Origin of the sequence: Sphingomonas abietis (assembly GCF_027625475.1) — a bacterium.
Lineage (GTDB): Bacteria > Pseudomonadota > Alphaproteobacteria > Sphingomonadales > Sphingomonadaceae > Solisphingomonas > Solisphingomonas abietis.
The window spans coordinates 3,169,724-3,195,150 of record NZ_CP115174.1 but is presented as its reverse complement, the minus strand read 5'-3'; the positions used below and the strand labels follow the sequence as shown (position 1 = coordinate 3,195,150).

25 protein-coding genes and 1 riboswitch are annotated in these 25,427 nt (G+C 67.8%); of the genes, 15 read left to right on the top strand and 10 right to left on the bottom strand.

Annotation, left to right across the window (positions count from 1 at the left end; genetic code table 11):
* The first annotated feature begins 104 nt into the window (after positions 1–104).
* Positions 105–686 (top strand): peptidylprolyl isomerase, encoded by a 582-nt coding sequence (locus tag PBT88_RS15090; RefSeq protein ID WP_270076147.1) that lies wholly within the window; start codon positions 105–107, stop codon positions 684–686.
* A gap of 22 nt (positions 687–708) precedes the next feature.
* On the opposite strand, the gene PBT88_RS15085 is transcribed toward PBT88_RS15090, so the two are convergent.
* On the bottom strand, positions 709–1,191 hold the full coding sequence (locus tag PBT88_RS15085) for a group I truncated hemoglobin (RefSeq protein WP_270076146.1): 483 nt from the start codon (positions 1,189–1,191) through the stop codon (positions 709–711).
* A gap of 11 nt (positions 1,192–1,202) precedes the next feature.
* Complete coding sequence (locus PBT88_RS15080) at positions 1,203–2,051, bottom strand: DUF3034 family protein (protein ID WP_270076145.1); 849 nt, start codon at positions 2,049–2,051, stop codon at positions 1,203–1,205.
* A 152-nt stretch (positions 2,052–2,203) separates the two neighbouring features.
* Here PBT88_RS15080 and PBT88_RS15075 point away from each other — a divergent pair, with 152 nt between their 5' ends.
* From PBT88_RS15075 to PBT88_RS15045, 7 genes are all read left to right on the top strand, one after another.
* Positions 2,204–2,788 (top strand): methylamine utilization protein, encoded by a 585-nt coding sequence (locus PBT88_RS15075; RefSeq protein ID WP_270076144.1) that lies wholly within the window; start codon positions 2,204–2,206, stop codon positions 2,786–2,788.
* Positions 2,788–5,241 (top strand): putative bifunctional diguanylate cyclase/phosphodiesterase, encoded by a 2,454-nt coding sequence (locus PBT88_RS15070; RefSeq protein WP_270076143.1) that lies wholly within the window; start codon positions 2,788–2,790, stop codon positions 5,239–5,241. The genes PBT88_RS15075 and PBT88_RS15070 overlap by 1 nt, the downstream gene beginning before the upstream one ends.
* Positions 5,242–5,449: 208 nt before the next feature.
* Positions 5,450–7,306, top strand: a complete 1,857-nt coding sequence (locus PBT88_RS15065; RefSeq protein WP_270076142.1) for a phosphoenolpyruvate carboxykinase (GTP) — start codon at positions 5,450–5,452, stop codon at positions 7,304–7,306.
* 68 nt (positions 7,307–7,374) lie between these two features.
* A riboswitch (cobalamin riboswitch) is annotated at positions 7,375–7,600 on the top strand.
* A 174-nt stretch (positions 7,601–7,774) separates the two neighbouring features.
* Complete coding sequence (locus PBT88_RS15060) at positions 7,775–9,751, top strand: TonB-dependent receptor plug domain-containing protein (RefSeq protein WP_270076141.1); 1,977 nt, start codon at positions 7,775–7,777, stop codon at positions 9,749–9,751.
* Between the two features lie 16 nt (positions 9,752–9,767).
* The gene (locus PBT88_RS15055; protein ID WP_270076140.1) at positions 9,768–10,628 is read left to right on the top strand and encodes an ABC transporter substrate-binding protein; all 861 of its coding nucleotides are present in this window, start codon (positions 9,768–9,770) and stop codon (positions 10,626–10,628) included.
* Positions 10,625–11,614: a FecCD family ABC transporter permease gene (locus tag PBT88_RS15050; RefSeq protein WP_270076139.1), complete on the top strand. Its 990-nt coding sequence runs from the start codon at positions 10,625–10,627 to the stop codon at positions 11,612–11,614. The genes PBT88_RS15055 and PBT88_RS15050 overlap by 4 nt, the downstream gene beginning before the upstream one ends.
* On the top strand, positions 11,611–12,378 hold the full coding sequence (locus tag PBT88_RS15045; RefSeq protein WP_270076138.1) for an ABC transporter ATP-binding protein: 768 nt from the start codon (positions 11,611–11,613) through the stop codon (positions 12,376–12,378). The genes PBT88_RS15050 and PBT88_RS15045 overlap by 4 nt, the downstream gene beginning before the upstream one ends.
* Positions 12,379–12,400: 22 nt before the next feature.
* Here PBT88_RS15045 and PBT88_RS15040 read toward each other — a convergent pair whose 3' ends face one another.
* Positions 12,401–12,796 carry a SpoIIAA family protein gene (locus PBT88_RS15040; protein ID WP_270076137.1) on the bottom strand — a complete coding sequence of 132 codons (396 nt, stop codon included), beginning with the start codon at positions 12,794–12,796 and terminating at the stop codon, positions 12,401–12,403.
* Position 12,797: 1 nt separating this feature from the next.
* Positions 12,798–13,238: a hypothetical protein gene (locus tag PBT88_RS15035; RefSeq protein WP_270076136.1), complete on the bottom strand. Its 441-nt coding sequence runs from the start codon at positions 13,236–13,238 to the stop codon at positions 12,798–12,800.
* A gap of 247 nt (positions 13,239–13,485) precedes the next feature.
* Here PBT88_RS15035 and PBT88_RS15030 point away from each other — a divergent pair, with 247 nt between their 5' ends.
* Positions 13,486–13,818: a hypothetical protein gene (locus PBT88_RS15030; protein ID WP_270076135.1), complete on the top strand. Its 333-nt coding sequence runs from the start codon at positions 13,486–13,488 to the stop codon at positions 13,816–13,818.
* 62 nt (positions 13,819–13,880) lie between these two features.
* Here PBT88_RS15030 and PBT88_RS15025 read toward each other — a convergent pair whose 3' ends face one another.
* Positions 13,881–14,981, bottom strand: coding sequence for a PA0069 family radical SAM protein (locus PBT88_RS15025; protein WP_270076134.1), 1,101 nt, complete (start codon positions 14,979–14,981; stop codon positions 13,881–13,883).
* Positions 14,982–15,037: 56 nt separating this feature from the next.
* On the opposite strand from PBT88_RS15025, the gene PBT88_RS15020 reads away from it, so the two are divergent.
* The 3 genes from PBT88_RS15020 (at position 15,038) to PBT88_RS15010 (ending at position 16,527) form a co-directional block, all read left to right on the top strand.
* Positions 15,038–15,388 carry a VOC family protein gene (locus PBT88_RS15020; RefSeq protein ID WP_270076133.1) on the top strand — a complete coding sequence of 117 codons (351 nt, stop codon included), beginning with the start codon at positions 15,038–15,040 and terminating at the stop codon, positions 15,386–15,388.
* A 209-nt stretch (positions 15,389–15,597) separates the two neighbouring features.
* Positions 15,598–16,065, top strand: coding sequence for a hypothetical protein (locus tag PBT88_RS15015; RefSeq protein WP_270076132.1), 468 nt, complete (start codon positions 15,598–15,600; stop codon positions 16,063–16,065).
* A gap of 303 nt (positions 16,066–16,368) precedes the next feature.
* On the top strand, positions 16,369–16,527 hold the full coding sequence (locus tag PBT88_RS15010) for a VOC family protein (protein ID WP_270076131.1): 159 nt from the start codon (positions 16,369–16,371) through the stop codon (positions 16,525–16,527).
* A gap of 157 nt (positions 16,528–16,684) precedes the next feature.
* On the opposite strand, the gene PBT88_RS15005 is transcribed toward PBT88_RS15010, so the two are convergent.
* The 5 genes from PBT88_RS15005 to PBT88_RS14985 form a co-directional block, all read right to left on the bottom strand.
* Entirely contained in the window at positions 16,685–17,278 is a 594-nt protein-coding gene (locus PBT88_RS15005) for a DUF1700 domain-containing protein (protein WP_270076130.1), read from the bottom strand.
* Positions 17,271–17,609, bottom strand: coding sequence for a PadR family transcriptional regulator (locus tag PBT88_RS15000; protein ID WP_270076129.1), 339 nt, complete (start codon positions 17,607–17,609; stop codon positions 17,271–17,273). Before PBT88_RS15000 ends, PBT88_RS15005 begins: the two co-directional genes overlap by 8 nt.
* 197 nt (positions 17,610–17,806) lie before the next feature.
* Positions 17,807–18,334 carry a molybdenum cofactor biosynthesis protein B gene (moaB, locus tag PBT88_RS14995; protein ID WP_270076128.1) on the bottom strand — a complete coding sequence of 176 codons (528 nt, stop codon included), beginning with the start codon at positions 18,332–18,334 and terminating at the stop codon, positions 17,807–17,809.
* A gap of 27 nt (positions 18,335–18,361) precedes the next feature.
* Entirely contained in the window at positions 18,362–20,170 is a 1,809-nt protein-coding gene (locus PBT88_RS14990; RefSeq protein ID WP_270076127.1) for a lytic transglycosylase domain-containing protein, read from the bottom strand.
* Entirely contained in the window at positions 20,170–20,931 is a 762-nt protein-coding gene (locus tag PBT88_RS14985; protein ID WP_270076126.1) for a uracil-DNA glycosylase family protein, read from the bottom strand. Before PBT88_RS14985 ends, PBT88_RS14990 begins: the two co-directional genes overlap by 1 nt.
* A gap of 128 nt (positions 20,932–21,059) precedes the next feature.
* Here PBT88_RS14985 and PBT88_RS14980 point away from each other — a divergent pair, with 128 nt between their 5' ends.
* From PBT88_RS14980 to PBT88_RS14970, 3 genes are all read left to right on the top strand, one after another.
* Positions 21,060–22,712: an electron transfer flavoprotein-ubiquinone oxidoreductase gene (locus PBT88_RS14980; protein ID WP_270076125.1), complete on the top strand. Its 1,653-nt coding sequence runs from the start codon at positions 21,060–21,062 to the stop codon at positions 22,710–22,712.
* A 96-nt stretch (positions 22,713–22,808) separates the two neighbouring features.
* Entirely contained in the window at positions 22,809–24,497 is a 1,689-nt protein-coding gene (locus tag PBT88_RS14975; protein ID WP_270076124.1) for a tetratricopeptide repeat protein, read from the top strand.
* An 11-nt stretch (positions 24,498–24,508) separates the two neighbouring features.
* Entirely contained in the window at positions 24,509–25,348 is an 840-nt protein-coding gene (locus PBT88_RS14970) for a 4-(cytidine 5'-diphospho)-2-C-methyl-D-erythritol kinase (protein WP_270079282.1), read from the top strand.
* Positions 25,349–25,427 lie beyond the last annotated feature (79 nt).

Below are 25,427 nucleotides of genomic sequence, written 5' to 3'. Positions count from 1 at the left end.
ACGAAGGGCCTGCTTGGCCGGATCGGAACCGTGCCGAGCATGTTGCTCCGGCCTTCCTTCCGCCGGGGCTTGCCGATCGGCCGGGATGGCGACATGCCACGCGCATGACTGTCCGTATCTTGCTGTCCGTGCTGATCCTGTTCGCTTCGGTGGGGGCGGCCGCGCCTCAGCCGGCGCGGGTCGAGATCGAGACGAGCCTCGGCCCCATCGTAATCGCGCTGGATACCCGCCATGCACCGATCACGTCCGCGAATTTCCTCGCCTATGTCGATCAGAAGCGTTTCGACCAGATGACCTTCTACCGGGCGGCGCGGGCGGATGGAAAGCCGAAGGAAGGCTTCGTGCAGGGCGGCACCAACAACATGATGACCCGCGTGTTGAAGCCGATCCGCCACGAGCCGACGAGCCGAACCGGGCTCCACCATGTCGACGGCACCATTTCGATGGCGCGCGATGATCCCGGCACGGCGACCGGCGATTTCTTCATCGTGGTCGGCGACGGCAAATATCTCGACGCGACCCGCAAGGATCCGGGCTACGCCGCCTTCGGCCATGTCACCAGCGGGATGCCGATCGTCCGGCAGATGCTCGCCGCCAAGACCTTCCCCGGCGGCTGGTCGAAGGAGACGGCGGGGCAGCAGATGGTTCGGCCCGTGCTGATCCGCTCCGCCCGGCGTCTGCCCTGAGTCCGCGCGCGCCGGACCCCGCCTAGCGGGTGACGACGTCGCGCTTCATCGGCGCCAGTTTCGACAGGAAGCGCATCTGCGCGGCGAACGGCACCTTCTCGGCCGACATCGCCTTCTGGAGATTGACGACGAGGGCGTTCATGTCCTTCGCCTGCACACCCAGATTCTTGTGCGATTCCTTCATGTCGCGCCCCGAATATGCGCAGCCGCCGCCCAGAATGTAGCAGAATTGCTCCTTCAGCGTGCGACGCAGGCGGACGAGATCCTGGCCCTTGAAGATGTCGCTGATCAGCGGATCGGCCACGTTGCGGTCGACGAACCCGTCGACGATGCGATCGACGCCGGCCTGTTCGTGGAAGCTGTGCCACATGCCCTGGCCGGAAAAGGCCGTCGCGCCGGCATTGGCATCGCTCTGGGTGTAGGGATCGACGGGCTGCTCGCCAGGCGGGACGGTGGCCGAAGGGACGACGGCCGAGGCAGTGACGAAGAAGAGGAGGGGGAGCATCGGGATATCCCTCAGAAGCTGGTCTGGAGCGACAGGAAGGCGCCGCGCTGGTTGTTCACCGTCGCGATCGAGCCGAGATCGACATAGGCCGCGGTGAGCGAGACATTCTTCGTCATCGCATAGGCGACGAAGCCGTCCCACGCGGCATCTTCCTTGGCGAAACCGAGATTGTCCGGCTTGGTGCGGACTTCGACGCCCGCCGCGAATTTGCGGGTCAGCATCAGCGCCGCCGATCCCTCGAACTGCGCCGAATAATGATCGTGCCGATCGCCACCGAAGCCGAGCAGGCCGAACTGGTTGGCCTTGGTGGCGCGCATGGTGCCGTCGAGGATGAGGCTCTGCCCCATCAGGATCTTGGTCGCCGAGACGAAGAAGTCGGTGCCGCTGTCATGCGCGCCGCCGACCGCGTGGATCACCGCGCCGCGATTGGCATGTTTGTACTGCACGCCGACCGACACCTGCGGCAGGATCGTATCCTGGCCGTATACGGCATCGCCGAACAGCTTCACCTTGGCGCCGAACACGTCCTGATCGAAGGTGAAGCCCTTGGCGAGGCCGAGCGCCGGGCCGATCTTGTGGGTGTCGAACACCTGCCGCGTATAGGAGAGCTCGATCCGGTCGAATGCCGAGACCGCCGCGCCGTAGCTCGTCAGGCTATAATCCGAGAGCGGAACGTAGGTGACGTGGGCGCTGCCGCCGATGCCGTCCGTCGTATCGTTGCCGCCGATCAGCGCCCATGTCGCCAGGCCGCCGCCGGCGGCGCCCTCGACGGAACTCACGCCGTTGGTCAGCACCAGCTTGCCGCCCGCGCGCATCTCGCTGCCCGCCTGCGCGGGGCCTGCGAACAGGGCGGATCCCACGATTATTCCCAACCACCATGACAGCCGCGAGGCCATGCGGATTCCCTTTGAACCGTTGTTCTAGGCCCTCCCTTGCACCATCCGTGGTTACTGCCCCGTAAACTCCTCTGGTTTAACGCTCCTTCAACCACCTCCGACTATTGGCGTGGTCGATGACGAAATGGATTGCGCTTCTTGGCCTCAGCCTGATGGCGACGGCAGCGACTGCGGGCAATGTGCAGGTGCAGGTGCGCGGCGCCGACGGGGCGCCGGTCGCCGATGCCGTCGTGACCGTCTCCGCCCATGCGGCGGGCCGCATCACCTTTCCCTGGCCTTCGGTGGTCAAGCAGCAGAACATCACCTTCGATCCCCATGTGCTGATTGTGCCGGTGGGGGCGAGCGTGTCCTTTCCCAACATGGATAATGTCCGCCACCACGTCTATTCCTTCTCCAAGCCGAAGAAGTTCGAGCTGAAGCTCTACGGCCACGAAGAGGCGCGGACGGTGGTGTTCGACAAGCCGGGCGTGGTCGCGATCGGATGCAACATCCACGATCAGATGTCCGGCTTCATCGTCGTCGTCGATACGCCCTACGCGGCCAAGACGGACGCCAGCGGACGGGTGACGATCGCCAACGTGCCGGCGGGCAATGCGACGCTGACGGTCTGGTCGGCGGCGATGCGGGCGCCCGGCAATCAATTGGCCCAGCCCGTCACGATCACGCCTGCCGGTCTCAGCAAGGTCGTGAGCACGCCGTGATGTCGCGCCTGCGCCTGGCCTTCGAAAGCTTCCGCCGGCCGCGCTTCGGGCATATCCGCACGCGGCTGGTCGTCCTCTATACGGGGCTGTTCGCGATCGCGATGCTCAGCATCGGCCTGATCGGGCAGGTGATGATCGAAAACCATGCGCAGAGCTCGGTGCGGACCGAATTGGTCACATCGAGCAGCGTGTTCGACCGGCTGTGGGCGCTGCGGGCCAAGTCGCTGGCCGATTCCGCCGATGTGATGGCGCGCGACTTCGGCTTCCGCGCGGCGGTGGCGAGCGGCGATCAGGCGACGATCCTCTCCGCGCTCGCCAATCTGCGCCAGCGTGTCGGTGTCCCCTATGCCTTCGTGGTGACGCAGGACGGCGACGTGACGGGCGATGGCGCGGCCACCCTGCGCCGCGACGTCGCCGCGATCCCCTACAAGCTGGCCGCCGGGCGCAACAGCGCGGTCGTGACCAGCGGGCAAGACGTCTATCGCATGGTGGTCTCGCCGATCCTCGCGCCGACCGAGATCGGCTGGGTGGTGTTCGCCGTCCGCCTCGACGAGGGCGAGATGCAATCGCTGGAGCGGCTCTCCGCAATCCCGCTGACCGCGACGATCCTGCGCCACGATGATGGCGGGCATTGGATGCCGGCGACCGGCGGGCTTGCCGTTCCGGCGGGCGCGATCGATCGTTTCATGGCGGCCGACGGATCGCATGAGATGCATCCGGGATTGCTCGGCCTGTCCTCCGGCCGCGCCATCGCGCTGGCCCGCCCGCTCGCGTCCACCGGCACCGCGCCCGATGCGATGCTGCTGCTGACCTTCCCGCTGATCAAGGCGCTGGCGCCGTTCCGCTCGCTGCAGATCGGCATCGTGCTGTCCGGCCTCGCCGGTCTGCTGCTGGTGCTGTGGGGCAGTCACCGGCTGGCCGGCAGCATATCGCGCCCGATCGCCGCGCTCGACGATGCCGCGCGCGCGCTGGAGGACGGCTCCCGCGCCGAAGTGACGGTCATCGGGCATGACGAGATCGGCCGTCTGGCGGTCAGCTTCAACCGGATGTCGGCGGGCATCGTCGAACGCGAGAATCGGATCGCGCACCTGGCCTTCCACGATACGCTGACCGGCTTGCCGAACCGCGTGCTGTTCCGCCAGCAGCTCGATGCTGCGCTGGGCCGTGCGGTGCGGGTCGGCGAGCAGGTGGCGGTGATGTGCCTCGATCTCGACGGCTTCAAGCTGGTCAACGACAGTTTCGGCCACCCGTCGGGCGATGCGCTGCTGCGCGTCGTCGGGGAAGTCCTCTCCAACCTTGCCTCCGACGGCATGGTGGCGAGGCTGTCCGGCGACGAGTTCGCCATCGTCGTCGGCATCTCGGTCGATCCGGATCGACCGCGCGCGCTCGCCCAATCCATTCTCGATGCGCTGCGTGAGCCGGTGGTCGCCAATGGCCACTCGATCCTGACCGGGCTCAGCATCGGCATCTCGGTCGCGCCGGGCGACGGGCACGAACCGAGCACCTTGCTCAAAAATGCCGATCTCGCGCTGTATCGTGCCAAGCAGGACGGGCGCGGCGTGTTCCGCTTCTTCGAACCCGGCCTCGATGCCGCCGCGCGCCAGCGCCGCCAGATGGAACTCGATCTGCGCGAAGCGCTGCACAATGGCCAGTTCCGGCTCGACTATCAGCCGATCTTCGATCTCAAGGCGGATCGGATCTGCGGCTTCGAGGCGTTGATGCGCTGGGAGCATCCCCGGCGCGGACTGGTCTCTCCCGCCGAGTTCATCCCGGTCGCCGAGGAGAGCGGCCTCATCGTCGCGATGGGCGAATGGGCGATGCACGAGGCCTGCCGCGAGGCGATCCGCTGGCCCGACCCGCTGCGCGTCGCGGTCAACGTCTCGGCGATCCAGTTCCGCAATTCCGGTTTCGCCGACATCGTGGTGCAGGCGCTGGCGCGTTCGGGGCTCGATCCGCACCGGCTCGAGATCGAGATCACCGAGTCGATCTTCCTCGAGGGCAGCGGCCCGACCCTCGATCTGCTCCACAAGCTGCACGCGCTCGGCTGCCGGATCGCGCTGGACGACTTCGGCACCGGCTATTCGTCGCTCAGCTATCTGCGCAGCTTCCCGTTCGACAAGATCAAGATCGACCGCAGCTTCGTGATCAACGTCGCCGACGATGTCGGCGCGGCCGCGATCGTGCGGGCGATCGTCGATCTGGCCGGCGCGCTGGACATGGAGACGACCGCCGAGGGGGTCGAGGATTCGGAGCAGCTTGCGGCGCTGCGTTCGCAGGGGTGCAGCAGCATCCAGGGCTTCCTGTTCAGCCGGCCGCTGACCACCGAGGGTGTGGCGCGCCTGTTGAAGGATCAGCGGCGGGACGTGATGCCGACGGTCAGCGCGCCGGTGCAGCGCCTGATCCCACCGCCGGCGCCGATCGAACTGCCGCCGATCCGCGCGATCGGACGCTGACCTTCGCGCGGCCACAGCCGCGCGAAACCGCACTTTCCCGATGATGTTCCAGAAGCGCCGGACGTTACCACCGTTGTCATGAGGCGGCCGCCGTCCACGGTCGTTACAACCGCTCCATTCCGGCCGAGAGTCGCGCTTTTGGCGCGCTCTGCGGCCGCGGTACAGGCCGGCATGGCGCATCGTTCGCGTGCCGCAACGGGAGCACGGAATGGCGACGCTGATCAAATCCCCAGAGGCCGACACCCCGGAGCCCGAAGCGCCGGTCCCCACCAACCATCGCGCGCTGATCGCCTGGGTCGAGGATATCGCGGCGCTGACCAAGCCCGATGCGATCCGCTGGTGCGACGGCTCCGATGAGGAATGGGCCGAACTGACCGCGATTATGGTCGAGGCCGGCACGCTGACGCGGCTCGATCCGGCCAGGCGCCCCAACAGCTTCCACGCCCGCTCCGATCCGCGCGACGTCGCCCGCGTCGAGAGCCGGACCTTCATCTGCTCGGAGGACGAGTCCGATGCCGGCGCGACCAACAACTGGCGCGATCCGGCCGCGATGCGCGCCACCCTCGATCCGCTGTTCGACGGCTGCATGAAGGGCCGCACCCTCTATGTGGTGCCCTATTGCATGGGGCCGATCGGATCGGAGCAGAGCGCGATCGGCGTCGAGCTTTCGGACAGTCCCTATGTGGTCGTCTCGATGAAGATCATGACGCGGATGGGGCAGCCGGCGCTCGACATGCTGGGCGACGACGGCTTCTTCGTCCGCTGCGTCCACAGCGTCGGGATGCCGCTGGCGGCGGGGCAGGCGGATGTGCCGTGGCCGTGCAACGACGACAAATATATCGTCCATTATCCCGAGACGCGCGAAATCTGGTCCTATGGTTCGGGCTATGGCGGCAATGCGCTGCTCGGCAAGAAATGCTTCGCGCTCCGGATCGCCAGCGTGATGGCGCGCGATGCCGGCTGGCTGGCCGAGCATATGCTGATCCTCAAGCTCACCAGCCCCGCCCGGCAGGTCCATTATGTCGCCGCCGCCTTCCCGAGCGCGTGCGGCAAGACCAACATGGCGATGCTGGAGCCGACCGTGCCGGGCTGGACCGCCGAGACGATCGGTGACGACATCGCCTGGATGCGCTTCGGCAGGGACGGCCGGCTCTATGCGGTGAATCCGGAAGCCGGTTTCTTCGGCGTGGCGCCGGGGACGGGGATCAAGACCAATAGGAATGCGGTCGATACGCTGTTCGCCAATTGCATCTTCACCAATACCGCGCTGACCGACGACGGCGATGTCTGGTGGGAAGGGCTGACCGATGCGCCGCCGGCCGTCGGCATGATCGACTGGCAAGGCCAGCGCTGGGATCCGGCCGCGGGCAAACCCGCCGCGCATCCCAATGCCCGTTTCACGGCGCCGGCCGATCAATGCCCGTCGATCGCCGACGAATGGGAAGATCCGGCCGGCGTACCGATCTCGGCGATCCTGTTCGGCGGGCGCCGGGCGACCGCGGTGCCGCTCGTCACCGAGGCGTTCGACTGGCAGCATGGCGTCTATCTCGCCGCCAACATCGCGTCGGAGGGCACCGCGGCGGCCGAGGGCAAGGTCGGCGAATTGCGCCGCGATCCGTTCGCGATGCTGCCCTTCTGCGGCTACAACATGGCCGATTATCTCGGGCACTGGCTGAAGATGGGCCGTTCGGCCGCCTCCAATCCGGGGCATCTGCCGCGCATCTATCTGGTCAACTGGTTCCGCAAGGGCGCCGACGGCAAGTTCCTGTGGCCGGGCTATGGCGAGAATAGCCGCGTGCTCAAGTGGATCGTCGATCGCATCGAGGGCGAGGCGGAGGCGATCGATACCCCGATCGGCCGGGTGCCGGCGCCGGCCTCGCTCGATCTCGACGGCCTTTCGCTCGAACCCGCGAAGCTTGCCGAACTGCTGGCGGTGGACGCGGATGTCTGGCGCGAGGAGGCCAGCCTGTCGGCGCGCGATCTCGCCAGGCTCGGCGATCGCGTGCCCCATGCGATCCGCGACGAGCAGGCGCGGCTGGAGCAGCGGCTCGGTGAACCCGCCTGAGCTTTTCTGTCTGGCGGATCGGCCGAATCCCGGTATAGGGCCGCCGCAAGGGGGAAGGGCTTCGGCCGATCCCCCGTGATCGCGCCGGTGCCCCGCGAGGGGCTTAATAGGGAACGCGGTGCGGGTGGTTCGCTGCCCTATTCCGTGGCTGTCCCTGCAACTGTAAGCGGAGAGCGCGATGCACTTCGGCCCCGTCCTCGCGGACGGGCCGGCCACTGGGCCTGACGGCCTGGGAAGGCGTGCATCGTGCGACGACCCGTGAGCCAGGAAACCTGCCGGCGATGAGGTCGCTCTTGCCTTGGCTCAGGGAGAAGCCACGGCACGGTTTGCCCGTCTGAGCGACGTGTGTGCGGCAGGGGCCGCATCGGTTGTGGGGGAGGGGTGCCACCGGCGCGCGTCTGTCCCTTGCGCCGGCCGTCCGCGACGGAAGCCCCCGCCCGAAGTCGCTCAGCGCCCGGGGGACAGATTTTGAAGACGACCATCGCCACCATCCTCGCGCTCGGCGCCGCCCTGCCGGCCATGCCGGCCTACGCGCAGAGCAATCCCGCCTTGCCCGGCACCGATGCCAATGGCGACACGATCGTCGTCACCGCGACCCGTTCCGGCGATGCGATCCCGACCGACCTGCTCGGCGCATCCGTGACGGTGATCGACGCCCAGGCGCTCGAACAGCGCCAGACCCGCGTGCTGTCGGATGCGCTGCGCGACGTGCCCGGCGTCGACGTCAGCCGTACCGGCGCGATCGGCGGCCAGACCCAGATCCGCATCCGCGGCGCCGAGGCGAACCAGACCATGGTGCTGGTCGACGGCATCGAGGTGTCCGATCCCTCGACCGGCGAGTTCGACTTCGGCACGATCCTCGCCGATCCCGCCGCGCGCATGGAGGTGCTGCGCGGCCAGCAATCCTCGCTCTATGGATCGGACGCGATCGGCGGCGTGATCAACTACATCACCGGCACCGGTGCCGAGGCGCCCGGCGTCTCGCTGCGCGCCGAGGGCGGCTCGATGGGCACGGTGGACGGGGCGGCCCGCGTCGCCGGGGTGAAGGGCGATCTCGATTACGCCTTCACCGGCACCGCGCTCCACACGCGCGGTTATCCGACCGCCGAGGGCGGCTCGCGCGATGTCGGGGCCGATCAGGTCGGCGCCTCCGGCAAGGCGATCTGGACGGTCGCGCCCAATTTCCACATCACCGCGGTCGGCCGCTACAATTACAGCGATGCCGATACCGATGATGCCGATGCGAGCGGCGTCACCGTCGATTCGCCCGGCACCCATTATCATTATCGCGGCATCTACGGTTTGGTGCGCGGCCAGCTCGACCTGCTCGACGGTCGCTTCACCAATGCGCTGACCGCCCAGATCGCCGACACCAAGCGCACCGATTACGACGTGGCGGACACCTATTCGCCGCGCGAGGGCCAGCCGATCGACGCGACCTACGGCACACATGGCCGTCGCCTCAAGGGCAGCTACGAGGGCGCTTTCCACTTCGGCACCGACGACATCAAGCAGGTCGCGACCGTCGCGGTCGATGCCAAGCGCGAGAGCGAGCGCACCACCATCACCCAATATGGCGCCTTCCTCGGCTGGCGGCACACCACCAATGTCGGCCTGGTCGGCGAATATGACCTGACCGTCCACGATCGCCTCGCGATCGGCGCCTCGGTGCGGCACGACTGGAACAACCGCTTCGGCGATCCCACCACCTATCGCGTGCAGGCGAGCTACAAGCTGGACACCGGCACCCGCGTCCACGCCGCGGTCGGCTCGGGCGTCAAGGATCCGAGCTTCAGCGAGCTGTTCGATTATTATGCCGGCATCTACATCGGCAATCCGAACCTCAAGCCCGAGAAGTCGCATGGCTGGGAAGCCGGTGTCGAGCAGGCGTTCCTCGATCGCCACATCACGATCGACGCGACCTATTTCGACAATCGCCTGAAGGACGAGATCACCACCACCTACAACGCGGCCGGCGAGCAGACCTCGGTCAACCTGCCCGGCCACACCCGCCAGCGCGGTGTCGAGGTCTCGGCGGCGGCACGGCTCGGCGACGGCTGGCGGATCGACGCGGCCTATACCTATCTGCACGCGCCGCAGTCGCTCGACGTGCTGGTCGGCACGGTGGAGACGCAGGCGCTGCGCCGCGCCAAGAACACGGCCAGCCTCAACCTCGGCTGGGCGCCGCCGCACCAGCGCTTCTCCGCCAATCTCGGCGTGCGCTACAATGGCGCGCAGAATGACGAGTTCTTCGGCACCTATCCGGGCTCGCTGGTGCGCCTCCACGGCTATACGCTGGTCAACATGGACGCGACCTACAACCTCACCGACAAGGTGCAGATCTTCGGCCGCGTCGAGAACCAGCTCGGCGAGCATTATGAGGATGTCTACACCTTCGCCACGCCGCGCCGCGCCGGCTATGGTGGCGTCCGGGTGAACTTCTGATCGGAACGATGATCTGATGCGCTGGTCGAGCGGCATCCTCGCGCTGGCCGTCGCCGCGTCTCCTGCGGGGGGCGTGGCGAAGCCGTGGCGGGTGATGTCGCTCAACCAATGCACCGATCAGCTGGTGCTGGCGCTGCTGCCGCCCGATCGCATCGCCTCGGTGACGTGGCTGTCGCGCGATCCCGAAACTTCGGTGATGGCGAAGGCGGCGATGCGGGTCGGGATCAACCATGGCGGTGCCGAGGAGGTGGTGCGGCAGAAGCCCGACCTGGTGATCGTCGGCAGCTTCACCACGCCGGCGACGACCGCCATGCTGCGCAGGCTCGGCTATCCGATCCTCGAAGTGCCCGAGGCGATGAGCTTCGCCGATATCCGTTCGGCGACGCGGCAGGTGGCGGCGGCGGTCGGTGAACCGGCGCGGGGCGAAGCCTTGATCGCCCACATGGATGCCGGTCTCGCGGCGCTGGCGCGCGAGACGGTGCGGCCGGTGCGGGTGGCGGCATGGGACGGGGCGGGATTCTCGGCCGAGAAGGGCTCGCTCTACGATGCGGTGCTGGGTGCCGCGGGCGCGATCAACCTCGCCGACGAGCCGCCGGCCTCTTCCTATGGCGCGCCCGATGCGGAGGTGCTGCTCGCGGCCGCGCCCGAACTGCTGCTCCAGGGCGCGCCGGGATCGGGGCATCCGGGGCTGCGGGACGATGTCGCCCATCATCCGCTGGTCCGCCGTTATTGGGCGGATCGCACGGTGGCGGTGCGCCCGTCGGTCTATTTCTGCGGCACGCCCTTCGCCGCCGACGGCGCACGGATGCTCCGCGCACAAATCCAGGACGCCGCGGCCCGCCCACATCCTCCGCTGCCCTTCGCGGCGTCGCGATGAGCCGCTGGATCATCCCCCTGCTGCTGGTGGTGCTGATCGCGCTGGCCGGCATCTCGCTGCTCGCCGGCACGGTCTGGCTGAGCCCGTTCGACGTCTGGGCCGGGCTGACATCGGGCCGGCAGGATCTCGCCGGGCTGATCATGCTCGACATCCGCCTGCCGCGGCTCGTGCTGGCGCTGCTGATCGGGGGCATCCTCGGCCTGTCCGGCGCGGTGTTGCAGGGGCTGTTGCGCAATCCGCTGGCCGAACCGGGGCTGCTCGGCGTGTCGTCGGGGGCGTCGCTCGGCGCGGTGATCGCCATCTATTACGGCTTCGCCCACATCACCGCGCTGGCCGCGCCGGGCTTCGCGCTGGTCGGCGGGCTGGTGACGGCCGGGCTGGCCTTCGCGCTGTCGCGCAGCGGCGGCACGCTGGCGCTGATCCTCGCCGGATCGGCGGTGTCGGCGATCGCGGCGGCGGGCGTGAGCCTCGCGCTCAACCTCGCCCCCAACCCCTATGCCGCCTATGAGATCACCACTTGGCTGATGGGGTCGCTCGCCGATCGCAGCTGGGATCATGTCATGCTGGCAGCGCCGTTCATCCTGATCGGCGGTGCGCTGCTCTTTGCCACCGGCCGCGCGCTCGATGCGCTGGCGCTCGGCGAGGCGCAGGCCGAGAGCCTCGGCGTCGCGATCGGGCGGACCCGCCTGCTGGCGCTGCTCGGCATCGCGCTCGGCGTCGGCGCGGCGACGGCGGTGGCGGGCGCGATCGGCTTCGTCGGCCTCATCGCGCCGCATCTGGTGCGACCGGCCGTCGGCCACCGGCCGGTTCGCGTGCTGGTGCCGGCGACGCTGGCGGGCGCGATCATCGTCGTCGCGGCCGATATCGCGACGCGGCTGTTCCATGCCGAGTCCGGCCCGGAGCTGCGGCTCGGCGTGCTGATCAGCCTGATCGGCGCGCCCTTCTTCCTGTGGCTGGTGCTGCACCTGAAGCGGACGGCGCCATGACCGACCTGACCCTCCGCGACATCCATCTCAGCCGAGGCAGGCGGCCGGTGCTGAACGGCGTCTCCATCAGCTTCGCGGGCGGCCGGCTGACCGCGCTGATCGGCCCCAATGGCGCCGGCAAGAGCAGCCTGCTGTCGGTCGCCGCCGGGCTGTTGCCGCCGGATGCCGGCGAGGTCCGGCTGGGCGGCGAACCCTTGTCCGCGATCGGCCGCAAGGCGCTCGCCCGGCGCCGTGCCTATCTGCCGCAATCCCCGCAGGTCGATTGGCCGATCAGTGTCGAGCGGGTGGTGGCGCTGGGCCTCACCGCGCACCTGCCGGCGTTCGGCCACCTGCCGCTCGCGCTGCATGGGGCGATCGACCGCGCCCTGGCCGACCATGATCTGCTCGAGCTGCGCGATCGCCCCGCGACCAGCCTCTCGGGCGGCGAGCTGGCGCGCGCGATGCTGGCCCGCGCGACCGTCGCCGATCCCGAACTGCTGATCGTCGACGAGCCGACCGCCGGGCTCGATCCCCGCCATGCGATCGATGCCGTGGCGCGCCTGCGCGCGCGCGCCGACGCCGGCCGCACCGTGATCATGGCGATCCACGATCTCGATCTGGCGCTGCGCGTGGCGGACGATGTGGTGGCGGTGCGGGACGGGCAGCTGCTCGCCGCCGGCCCGGCAGCCGCCATCCTGGTAAGCGACGTGCTGGAACGGCTCTACGATGTCCGCGCCCGTGTCGTGCGGGATCAGGAGGGCGTCTCGATCCGTTTCGGCCGCTGAGGTCCGTCGATCGCCGCCGGGCTCATTGCGCCAGCCAGGCGATCGCGTTGGCGCGGGTCTCGAACAGCCGATGGGTGCGGGGATCGAGCAGCCGGCGCAGCTGCATCCGGGCGAGCGCGGATTCCACGATGATCGCGATCCGGTCGCCATCCTCGTAGAGGCTGAGCGCGCCGCGCCTCAGCCGTTCCGCAGCCTCCGGGCTATGCAGGAGAATATCGCGGTTATCGACCAATATCCGAACCTTGCCCGATCGCCTGTGGCAGGCGCGGACGAGGTCGCCGACCGTGGCGAACATGGCATCGAATTGCTCGACCTGGAGGAACCCCGATCCCGCGATGAAGATGAAGTCGCTGGCCGCATCATGCTGAATGGAAAGGCCGTTGAGCAGGGGATCGAGCGGCGCCGCGGCGGTCGTCATGTTAGTCATGCGCGGACAGCCAGGTTGCGGCGGCATGGCCGGACAGGAATAATTTATGGGTCTGCGGATCGAGCTGATCCCTGAGCTGCATCTTGGCGAGGCTGCTGTCGACGACGACCGCGATCCGGTCGTTCGGCCGATATTCCTGCATGACATGCTGCTTCAGGCGCTCGACCGTCGGCATCGGTTGCGGCACGGCGAGGCGCCGGTCGACAAACACCCGGACCCGGTTCAGGCGCGTGCGCATCTCGCCGATCAGCGTCTTCAGCTCGTCGAAACAGGCATCGACCTGGGCCGGGGTCCACACCCCATGGCAATCGATCCGGATGATCCGCCGCTCGTCGTCATAATGGACGTCCATCGCGCCATCCTGGCTGGCGACGGGCATCGCCGGCGGCCCGGATGCGGCAATGTCCGGCCTGTCATCCTGTCCATCCAGCACCGGCATTCTCCCATGTCTTTGCAGGAGACGCTGTGCCGCCGTGGTAAAGGAAACATGGAGAATCGGCGGCGCACTGCAGGATTGCGACCAATGTCTACGCTGCTCGCGGCATCGGCCGTGGCGGCGGGCGGTGGCCGGCATCGCGACGATGGATTGCGCGGATAGATCGCTCCGGACGGACCCTTCTGGCCGCCTCGCCGTTGTCCCCATCCTTATGGGCCGAGGCCCGTGCAGTCAGGAGCATCGCATGAAACGCACCCTTATCGCCCTTACGCTCGGCGCGCTGGTCACCTCGGGGCTGGTCGCGGCCAAGCCGGTCAATGTCCGCCAGCTCAATCAGGAACGGCGCATCGATGCGGGCCTGCGTTCGGGCAAGCTCACCCATGCGGAGGCCGCAAGTCTGCGCGCGCAGCAGGCGTCGATCCGTGCCGCAGTCGCGCAGATGCGGGCGCGCCACCCGCAGGGCCTCACCGCGGCGGACAAGGCACGGCTGACCGGCCTCCAGGATCAGGCCGATCGTGGCATCATCCACCAGAAGGACGACGCCCAGCGCGGCCCCAACAAGCTCAAGATCAAATAAACGGCGCGCTGCCTGGCTCGCCTCCTTAGGGGGGGAGCCAGGCGGATCCGGATGCCGTCAGCCTAAAACAGCGACATCTGGGTGCCGGGCAGCACCGGCGGCCGGAACAGATCGGTGCGCAGCTGGAGCCGTTCGCGGCCAAGGCCATGCTTGCGGCTGGCGATCTGCATCCGGGTGCGGATGAGATCCGCCCATGGCCCTTGCCCCTTCATCCGCGTGAAGAAATCGGGATCATTGTCCCGCCCGCCGCGGATCGACTGGATCGTCGCCATCACCTTGGCGGCGCGATCGGGATGATGTGCCTCCAGCCAAGCGCGAAACAACGGCGCGACCTCGTGCGGCAGGCGAACCGGCAGGAAGAACACGCCGCGCGCGCCAGCCTCCGCCGCGCGCTCGACGAGATGCTCGATCTCGTGATCGGTGATCTGCGGCACCACCGGCGCGATCGAGACATGTACCGGCACGCCCGCATCCGCCAGCCGCCGCACCGCCGTCAGCCGCCGTTCGGGATGCGGGGCGCGGGGCTCCAGCGTCCGTGCCGTCTTGGCATCGAGCGTGGTGATCGACATCGCCACCGCCGCCAGCCGGTCACGCGCCATGTCCTTCAGCAGGTCGATGTCGGCCAGCACCCGATCGGACTTGGTGGTGATTGTCAACGGATGGCGACAGCCGGCCAGCACCTCCAGGCAGGCGCGGGTGATGCGATAGCGCGCCTCGATCGGCTGATAGGGATCGGTGTTGGTGCCGAACGCGATCGGCCGGCACTGGTAGTTCGCGGCGGCCAGCTCGCGCTTCAACAACTCCGGTGCATCGGGCTTGGCGAACAGCCGGGTCTCGAAATCGAGGCCGGGGGAAAGGTCGTGGAAGGCATGGCTTGGCCGCGCGAAGCAGTAGATGCAGCCATGCTCGCACCCCCGATAGGGATTGATCGAGCGATCGAAGCCGACATCGGGCGACGCGTTGCGCGTGATGATCGTGCGCGGCGTCTCGAGGGTGACGGTGGTGCGCAGCGGCGGGGCCGCGCCATCGACCTCTTCGCGCTGATCCAGCCAGTCCCCGTCGGCCTCGCGCGCCGGCAGCCCGAAGCGCTGGGGTCGATCATTGACCGTCGCGCCGCGTCCCGCCCGCTGCTCTGGAAACCGACTCGGTATGACCTTCGACATTGACAAAGCGTAGCGGATCGAGCAGAACAAAGAAAGAACATTGGAGGATTCGCACGATGACGGAGATCAGCACCGCCCGGATCAACTATGTCGAACTCCCCGTCGCGGACACCGCGGTGGCGAAGAGCTTCTACGAGCTGGCATTCGGCTGGCTGATGACCGCGTTCGGGCCGAGCTATGCGTCAACGATGACGGGCGACGTCGATCTCGGCCTCCAGGGCGACGCGGCGGAAGCGACCCGGGCGCCGCTGCCGGTGATCGATGTGACGGATCTCGATAGCTGGCCGGACAAGGTCGAGGCGGCGGGCGGCACGGTGGTGCGGCCGATCTTCGCTTTCCCCGGCGGCCGGCGCTTCCACTTTCGCGACCCCTCCGGGAACGAACTGGCGGTGATGGAGGCGGATTGAGCGGATGGTTCGGTATGGGCGGGAGGCTCGGGCGTTTGTCAGAAATGCGGCGGCGAGAAACCGACAGCCCGCAGCGGCCTTTTGCATCGGTCAAGGCATTGACGTCGCGGTAGAATGATCATCGTTGCACAAGCGAGCCCGTCGGGCAGGGAAGAATTTAGTCCATTTCAATTGACAACCTAATATCAAGGCATATCTTCGCGACGACGATGGAGGTCGATATGAAGCGTATGGCGCGTTTTCTGGTCATTTCCCTCCCTCTTGGCGCGCTGTCGTCCGTCACGGCGCCTGCGTTCGCGGGCTCCATATTCGAAGCGGTCAACGACCCTGCGCCGATCATCGAAGGCGGCCGGGGCCAATCCCATGATGTCGGCGGCATCGCGGTCTATTCCGATGGTCTGCCTGCCGGAAAGTATAAAGTCGTTGGAATGATACGGGATGATCGCGTGGCGTCTCCTGCCACGGGCAACCCTTTGCGAAGCCAACGGATTGCCCATTTGGCCAAAGCCAAAGGCGGTAACGGCGTCCTTTATCTCGGCCAAGTTGCCGGCACTCATCTGGTCAGCGAACGGGAAGAAGGCGGCGCTCCGTTCGCCAGCCTCGCCACGGGCACGGATTACACCCACAGCGAAGCGACCATTGAGAGCAAATTTCTGGTGATCAAGTCGGCGGACTGAACCACGGGCAAAGGCGCGGGAGCCTGTCCGCACCGGCGCGGTGACCGATCGAGAGGCGATCGACATTCAGCGGATCAGGCTGCGATCCACGCCTGAAGCGGTCGTCATCCCGAACCTGTTTCAGGATCCCAGCGAAGCTTGGCGCTGAGCGCGCCGGAGGAGACCGTCATGCTGAAGCAAGTTCAGCAGGACGGTCTGAAACGAAACGATCACGCGATATTCCGCCCATCCGAATGTCGATCGGCTCTAGATCGCGTCGCGACCGCCGCTCGAAGATCGCTACCATTCCATTCGTGAGGGATGATGATCCATCAGGGCATTGATCCGGTGATCGTGGAAGCGTGGCTGTCGGCCCGCTCGGTCGCGCGGGGACTGCCTTTGCCGGTGCCCGAATATGGGGGCCGGCGCTTCCACTTCCGCGATCCTTCCGGGAACGAACTGGCGGTGATGCAGGCCGATTGAACGGGCCGATCGTGGGGAAGGCGGCGGTTTGGGTGGACTGCTCTTGGCATCGCTGCATCGGAAAATAGATATTGCGCAACGGTCTTATGCCGCAGCTAAGCCAGCGAGATCGTTGATGTTTATATGCTGCCGCACAGGGAATTCTTTTGCGCCATCCTTAGGAGGATGCTGGCTCGATGGGCGTAGACAGCAACTTGCCGGCGACAGTGCGAAGCAAGCGGGTTCCAATGAGATATGTTGCGAGCGCAAGTGCTACGGCGATCGGGATTATCCAAAGGCCCAGGACATCGCTGCTATCTGCGGGAGGCGAGGCAACCAAGCCTGCTTCCCAGCCATCCGCACTGTGCCAAGCTCCGACGTTGTTTGGCACGATTGGCTTCGCCACGGCGATCACGCCAAACGCAGCGGCAAAAAGATACAATATCAGCGTGGCAAAGGCTGCCCCCAACGCGGTCAAACTGCGTGACGCGCGATGGATCATGTTGAGCAGAAGTTGGGCAGGGCCGGCCCGACTTACCGCTCCAGCAAGTTCATATTCCTCGACATAGCGTCGCGCGAGCCGATGCGGGGGACCGAGCCGCGCGATTGCTGCTGTCAGAGTATCGATGCCCGACATGTTGCAATCTGTGAGATGGCTATGGATCTCGCTTGAAATTGCGAGGCGGTCTTCCAGACCAATGCTCTGAAGCGCCCAGAGCAGCTTGCGGACATAGGCATCGATTTCATGATCTCGGGTTTCGGCATCACGCATCATTGTCCTCCACCAAAGCAGCGATATTCGTCCGGAAGTGGACCCACACGGTTTGCATGTCGGTAACGAGGGCGCGGCCCTCCAAGGTCAGTTCGTAATATTTGCGGGGATTTCCACCTCCATCGGGAATGACCCAATGGGCAGCGATTTTTCCGCTTTTCTCTAACCGGCTCAGCAAAGGGTAGAGTGCGCCATCCGTTACCAGATCGCCATTGGCGTTCGCGGCTTGAAGAATTTGCAGGCCGTAAGCTTCGCCGTGAATCAATATCGACAGCACGACCAGTTCGGTTGCACCCTTCCTGAGCTGGGCTTGCCACGATGCGATATCCATGGCGCCACCTTATCACAGGTATCATGTTATGCAAGGTGACATGTTAAGCGGAGTTCCGTTTCGAAAGGAACTCCTCTCGCAACGTCGGCCATGATCGCGATCGGAAACGGCCTACCCAGGCTGAGCGATATGACCGGTCGATCACGGCGGCCGTCTCTCGGTCCCTACCGCCTCTTGGTCCCTGTCGGGAGGGAACCCTATCTCTCCCGTAACCTCGGCATCAGTTCGACGAAGTTGCAGGGGCGGTGGCGGATGTCGAGCTGGGTGGCGAGGATGCCGTCCCAGCCATCCTTCACCGCGCCGGTCGATCCCGGCAGCGCGAACAGATAGGTGCCGCGCGCGACGCCGGCGCAGGCGCGGGACTGGATGGTGGAGGTGCCGATCTTGGCATAGCTCAGCCAGCGGAACAGCTCGCCGAAGCCTTCGATCTGCTTGTCCCACACCTGGGCGAAGGCCTCGGGCGTCACGTCGCGGCCGGTGACGCCGGTGCCGCCGGTGCTGATCACGCAATCGACGCCGGGGTCGGCGATCCAGGCGAGCAGGCGCCCGGCGATGAGATCGGCGTCATCCTTTTCGATCGCGCGATCGGCGAGGATGTGGCCGGCGCCGGTCAGCCGCTCGACCAGGGTGTCGCCCGATCGGTCGTCGGCGGCGGTGCGCGTATCCGATACCGTCAGCACCGCGATGCGGATCGGCTGGAAGGCCATGCTCTCGTCCAGCGGCATCAGGCGAGGACCATCAGCGGGTCGCCATCAGTCGGCGATGCCGGCCGAGCGCAGCGCCATCGTCTGGGCCGATGCCACGCCGGCCCGCGCGGCGGCGCCGAGCGTCGGGAAGCGGGGCCATGCCCCCTGCGCCAGCGCCTTGAGGCTCAGCGTCTTCTCGCCGGACTGGCGCTCGTACATCCAGTAGTTGCGCAGCACCGTGGTCACATAGCCCCGCGTTTCGCCATAGGGGATGCTCTCGATGTAGAGCAAAGGATCATTCTGGGCGCGATTGTTGATGTCCCAGCGGGCGACGGCGTTGGGGCCGGCATTATAGGCGGCGATCACCTTGGGCAGCAGCCCGCCGGTGGCGTCGCGCAGCTGCTCCAGATAGGCCTGGCCATAGGCCATGTTGACCTGGGGCGAGGAGAGGCTGGCGCGATCGACGGTGACGCCGCTGCCGCGCTTGCGCTCGATCAGGTCGGCGGTGGTGGGCAGCACCTGCATCAGCCCGCGCGCGCCGGCGGGCGACAGCGCATCGGTGCGGAAGCGCGATTCCTGGAGGGTGTGGGCGAAGACCAATGCCCGGTCGACCTGCCAGCCGCCCTGCGGCACCCAATTGGGCTCGGGATAGCGGGCGGAGGCCTCGATCACCTCGCCGGCCGGGCAATTATGCGCGAGCCAGATCTGGGTGGCGGGGAGATCGAGCTGGGCGGCGAGGTGGAGCAGCGCCTTGTGGTCATTGTCCGCGCCGATCCGCGCCTGCCAGCGCAGCATCTCGTCGGCGAGGCCATATTCGCCGATCTCGGCCAGCGCGGCGGCGCGGCGAACGTCCGGGTGGGTGGCCAGCGCGGTCCACTCGCTCGTCGTCAGCTTGGACGCGGCGGTGGTGGTGGGCACCGCCATGCCGAGCAGGCGGGCGGCGACGAGGCCGTAGAAGGTCTCCGGGTTGCGCGCGGCGATGCGCAGATGCTGCTGGACGGCGGCGAAGCGGCCGCAGCGGGTTTCGGCCCGCGCCGTCCAGAATTGCCCGGCGGCGCGCATCTCGGCATCGCCGCCATTGCCGGCGACGCGGGTGAAGGCGTCCTCGGCGGTCTTGCAGTCGTTGCTGCGCCAGGCGGCGAGGCCCTGCACCCAGCTGGCCTGCACCGCCCATTCGCCCGGCCCCCGCGCGGCGAGCGCGGCAAGGCGGGAGGCGCTGGCATCGTCATTGTTGAGGAAATAGCTCCACGCGATGCGCTGCTGCCATTCGGTCGCGGCTTCGGGGGTGAGCTGGGCGATGGTGCCGTTGAGCAGGGTCTCGGCGCCGGCGGGATTGTCGGTCTTGAGCAGCGGCAGCGCCTGGGTGCTGAAATTCGCGGCAGCGATGTCGCCCGATGTCGCGCGGGCGGCGATGCGGCGCGGCGCGCCATTGACCCAATCGAGATCGCGCGGCGTCGGCAGCGTCGGCAGGTCGGCGCTGCCGCGCTTCCGGGCGAGCAGCATCAGTTGCGGCGCCTGCGGCAGATCGGGCGCCTGCGCCAGCAGGGCGAGCAGATCGTCGCGCTCGACGCGCGGGCTGTTCTTGGCGAGGAACAGCTCGGCACGGGCGACCGGGGTCAGCACGCCATCGGGCAGGGCGGCGATCTGCGCCTTGGCATCGGCCCAATTGCCGTTGCGGATCGCCGAGAACAGCGCGGAATAGGCCTGGCGCTGGTCCGCCGTCAGCACCGCGCCGGAGGTGGCGGGGGCGAAGCTGGTCGGATAGCCGGTCGGCGCGGTGGAGATGTCCGCGGCGGCGGACGCGGCGCCTGCCGACAATATCAGCGCGAGCGCCGATCCGGCGGCCCATCCGAGGGTGGTAAGCGAACGGACCATCACGAGGCGAGGACTCCGGGCAGCAAGCGCATATCCGCCCAGCTGCTCGCCTTGAGGGCGGGCATCCGGCGCAGGTGGCGCGGGTGAAAGGTTGCGATCGCCGGCACCATGCCGCCATCATGGTTAAGGGAGCGTAAGCCGCCACGGGCCTGGAGCGCAAGCGGCCCGATCAGCCAGCGCGCCGGCTCGTCGCCGAACAGGATGACGGCCCTGGGGGCGGCCAGCGCGATGTGGCGGCGCATCAGCCTGGCCAGCGCTTCGTTCTGCCGCTCGTCCAGCCGCCCGGCGGTGCGCGCCGGCGAGAAGGGGGCGAGGTAGATGCCGGTGCGATCCCGGCCCATCGCGGCGAGCATGGCATCGAACAGGCGCGCCGTCTCGCCCGAGAAGAGATGATCGCGATCGTCGGTATCGGGCATGTCGGCGATGATCATCAGATCGGCGGACGGCGTGCCGGAGGGGGCGATGCGGCGGCTCGGCGGGGCCGGCTGCGGCAGATAGTCGCCGGTCGCGAGCAAAGCGTGGAGCGCGGCCAGCGTATCGGGAAGCGGCGATGCCGCGGCCGGGGCCGAAACAGCGGCAGCGGCATCGGCCACGAGGGCGGGGTTGGCCACGATGGCGGGATCGGCGGCGCGTGGCCGTGCCGGCGGCGCCAGCCAGTCGCGGCTTTCCTCGCCGGCCACCGTGTCGAGCCCCGCCTCGGCCCACCAGCCGAGCGCGCTCGCGACGACGTCGCGAAACCGATGATCCCCCCCATTCAACATCGCCTTGCCATGCCTGAAGGTTGACGTGGGCGTCAATCTCGGGAAACGCGGATGGGGCCAGAGCGTTGGCGGCGTGCGCCGGTTCGTCGGGATCGCGCCTGCCGTTACGGCCGAAGGAAGGGAGAGACATGTCGGATCGCGAATCAATGGAGTATGACGTCGTCATCGTGGGCGCCGGGCCTGCGGGGCTGGCGGCGGCGATCCGGCTGAAGCAGCAGGCCGAGGCGGACGGCCGCGAGCTGTCGGTCTGCGTGCTCGAAAAGGGCTCCGAGGTCGGCGCACACATCCTGTCCGGCGCGGTGGTCGATCCGGTCGCGCTGAACGAGCTGATCCCGAACTGGCGCGAACTCGACAGCCCGCTGAGCGTGCCCGTCACCGACAATCAGCATTGGGTGCTGAGCAAAAGCGGCAAATGGGCGATGCCGCACTGGATGACGCCCGCGTTCATGAACAACAAGGGCACCTACACGCTGTCGCTCGGCAATCTCTGCCGCTGGCTGGCGTCGCAGGCGGAAAATCTCGGGGTCGAGATCTTCCCCGGCTTCGCCGCCGCCGAGATATTGTTCGACGAGGACGGCGTGGTGAAGGGCGTCGCCACCGGCGACATGGGCGTGGCGCGCGACGGCACCCACAAGCCCGATTACCAGCCCGGCATGGAGCTGCACGGCAAATACACTTTCTTCGCCGAGGGCGCGCGCGGTCACCTGACCAAGGAGCTGAAGCGCCTGTTCGAGCTGGAGCGCGAGTGCGATCCGCAGGTCTATGGCATCGGCCTCAAGGAATTGTGGGACATCGATCCGGCCAAGCATGTGCCGGGCCGCGTGATCCACACCCAGGGCTGGCCGCTGGACGATGCATGGGGCGGCGGCTTCCTCTATCACCAGGCGAACAACCAGGTCGCGCTCGGCTTCGTAGTGGCGCTCGACTACAAAAACCCCTGGCTCTCGCCGTTCGAGGAGTTCCAGCGCTGGAAGCAGCATCCCGAGATCAATGCGATCCTGGAGGGCGGCCGCCGCGTCTCCTATGGCGCGCGGGCGATCAACGAGGGCGGCTGGCAGTCGGTGCCGCGGCTGGTCTTCCCCGGCGGCGCGCTGATCGGCTGTTCGGCGGGCTTCCTCAACGTGCCCCGCATCAAGGGCAGCCACACCGCGATGAAGAGCGGGATGCTCGCCGCCGAGGCCGCTTATGCGGCGATCAAGGCGGATCGCCAGGGCGACCAGCTGGAAACCTATCCGGCCGCGGTCGACGCCAGCTGGATCGCCAAGGAGCTCAAGCTGGTCCGCAACGCCGAGCCGGCGGTGGCCAAGTTCGGCGGCACGCTCGGCACGCTGGTCGCGGGAACCGACATGTGGATGCGCAGCCTCGGCATCGGCCTGCCCTTCACGCTGCGCCACAAGCACACCGACGCGCAGGCGCTGGTGAAGGCCAGCCAGTGCCCGAAGATCGATTATCCCAAGCCCGACGGCGTGATCAGCTTCGATCGCCTCTCGTCGGTGTTCATCTCGGGCGTGAACCATGAGGAGGACCAGCCGATCCACCTGACGCTCAAGGATGCGGCGGTGCCGATCGAGGTCAATCTCAAGACGTTCGAATCGCCCGAGCAGCGTTATTGCCCGGCCGGCGTCTACGAGATCGTCGGGCGCGAGGAGAATGCCCCGCGCCTCCAGATCAACGCGCAGAATTGCGTCCACTGCAAGACCTGCGACATCAAGGATCCGACCCAGAACATCAACTGGGTGGTGCCCGAAGGCGGCGGCGGCCCCAACTATCCGAACATGTAGGACGGCGCGCGGCTTGCCTCGCGTCGCCGGATGGGGGAATGATCGGGGCCAGGGGCTGGTGGGGCCGAGAGAGTTTTTGTGCCGAGCATGTCGCCTATGAAGATCGTCCGTCCCCTCCTCCTCGCCAGCGTGGCGATCGGGTTGCTGGTGCCTGCCGCCGGTGCGCCGGCATGGGCCGATGCGCCCCGCCGCGCGCCGCATGGCGATCCGGGGAGCGTTCCGGAAAATGACTATGTTCGGGCGCGGGTCGCCGACGATCTCGGCGAATTGTCGTTGGCGGCGCAGGGCTTCGCGGCGGCGGCGGCGGACAATCCGGCCGACACCGCGCTCCAGCTCCGCGCCTTCCGGCAGGCGGTGGCGGCGGGTGACATGGCGCTGGCGGTGAAGGCCGCGCAGGCGCTGGACGCGAAGAAATCGCTGCCGCCGGACGGCACCCTGCTGCTGGTCGCCGATGCGCTGAACGCCAAGGATTGGAAGCGCGCCCGTGCGCTGACCGATCGGATCGGCACCGAGAAGCTGTTCGCCTTCGCCATGCCGGTGTTGCAGGCCTGGATCGCCTATGGTGCGCATGACGGCGATCCGCTGGCGCCACTGAACGCGCTGCCGCCGGGCAGCCTCGCCGACACCTATGGCACCGAGCAGCATGGCCTGCTGCTGATCGCACTCGGCAAGGATGCCGAGGGTGTCGCCACGATCAACGCGCTGCAATTGCCCGATAGCGCACGGACCTCGCGGTTGCGGATCGCGGCGGCGGCGACGCTCGACAAGCATCACAAGCATGATGCCGCGCTCGCCATGCTGGTCGGCGATGCGGCACCGATCCGGATCGCGCGATCGATCCTGACGGCGCACCGCAAGCTGCCCGGTGCGATCGACACGCCGCAGGCGGCGATCGCCGAACTCTATGTCCGCGTCGCGGCCGATCTCAACCAGCAGGCCGGCCAATTGGCGCTCGGCTTCGCGCGGATGGCGACGATGCTCGCGCCGGAGGCGAGCGAGCCGTGGCTGGTGACGGCCAATCTGCTGTCGCAGGGCGGCGCCGACGCAGCCGCGCTCGAGGCGGTCGGCCATGTCGCACCCGGCGATCCCTTTGCCGGTGGCGCGCGCGATATGCGGCTGACCTTGCTGGTGCGCACCGGCCATGCCGACCAGGCCCTCGGCGAAGCGCAGGCGGCGGCGCAGGCGCCGGGGGCTTCGGTGAACGACTGGGCGCGGCTCGGCGATCTGCTCACCAACGCCAAGCGGCCGGCCGATGCCGCCAAGGCCTATGGCCGGGCGCTCGACCTGGCGGGGGGCGACAAGGCCCCGGCCGAGATGGCGTGGCCCCTGCTGCTGCAGCAGGCCAGTGCGGTGCTGGAGGCCGGCGACTGGCCGAGCGCGCGCTCCAAGGCGGCGCAGGCGCTGGCGCTGGCGCCGCAGCAGCCCGAGGTGCTGAACTTCCTCGGCTATTCGGAACTGGAGCATGGCGAGGATGTTGCCGGCGCCGGTGCGCTGATCGCCAAGGCCAGCATGCTTGCGCCCGACGATCCCTCGATCACCGACTCGCTCGGCTGGTCCTGGTATCTGCGCGGCCAGATCGATCGCGCCATCCCGCTGCTGGAGAGGGCCGCACGCGGCGCGCCGGCCGAAACCGACATCAACGAGCATCTCGGCGATGCCTATTGGAAGGCCGATCGCAAGCTTGATGCCCGTTACGCCTGGCGCGCTGCGCTGGTGACGGCGGACGGCGACGATGCGGCGCGGCTCAAGACCAAGCTCGCCGACGGACTGACCGCCAAGCCGTGACCACGACCGCCATGCCGCTGGCCGAGACCGGCTTCGCCAAGATCAATCTCGCCCTCCATGTCCGCCGGCGACGGCCGGACGGCTATCACGACCTCGAGACCCTGTTCGCCTTTTGTGCGGACGGCGACGAACTGACCGCCGGACCGGCCGACGCGCTGACGCTCGCCATCGTCGGGCCGTTCGGCGAGGGGCTGTCGGCGGGCGAGGATAATCTGGTGCTGCGTGCCGCACGGGCGTTGCAGGCGGCCGCCGGGATCGCCCGCGGTGCCGCGATCCGGCTCGACAAGCGGTTGCCGGTGGCTTCCGGCATCGGCGGCGGATCGGCCGACGCGGCGGCGGCGATGCGGCTGCTGGTGCGGCTGTGGGCGATCGATGTGCCGGATGCGACGCTCCACGCCATCGCCGCCGATCTCGGGGCCGACGTGCCCGCCTGCCTCGTCTCCAAGAGCCTGCGCGGCGAGGGCAAGGGCGATGCGCTCGATCTGCTGGACGATGCCGGGCTGGCGGGGGTTCCGGTGCTGCTGGTCAATCCCCGCGTCGCGGTGCCGACCGGCCCGATCTTCCAGCGCTGGGACGGGATCGATCGCGGTGCCTTGGCCGATGGCGATCCCCTGGCGGCGGCGCTGGCGGGGCGCAACGACCTGGAGCCGCCGGCCCGCGCGCTGCAGCCGGTGATCGCCGAGGTGGTGGCGGCACTGGCGGCGATGCGCGGCGTCCGGCTGGCGCGGATGTCCGGCTCCGGCGCGACCTGCTTCGCGCTGTTCGACACGGCGGCGGATCGCGACGAGGCGGCGCGCATCGTGCAGGATCGCTTCCCCCGCTGGTGGAGCCTCGCGACCCTTCTGCGGTGACGTGACAGCCTCCCATTCTGGTAGCATAGTGGGTGGCGAGTGACGGTTCCGCGTTACCCGAAGGGGAATGGAGGATGTC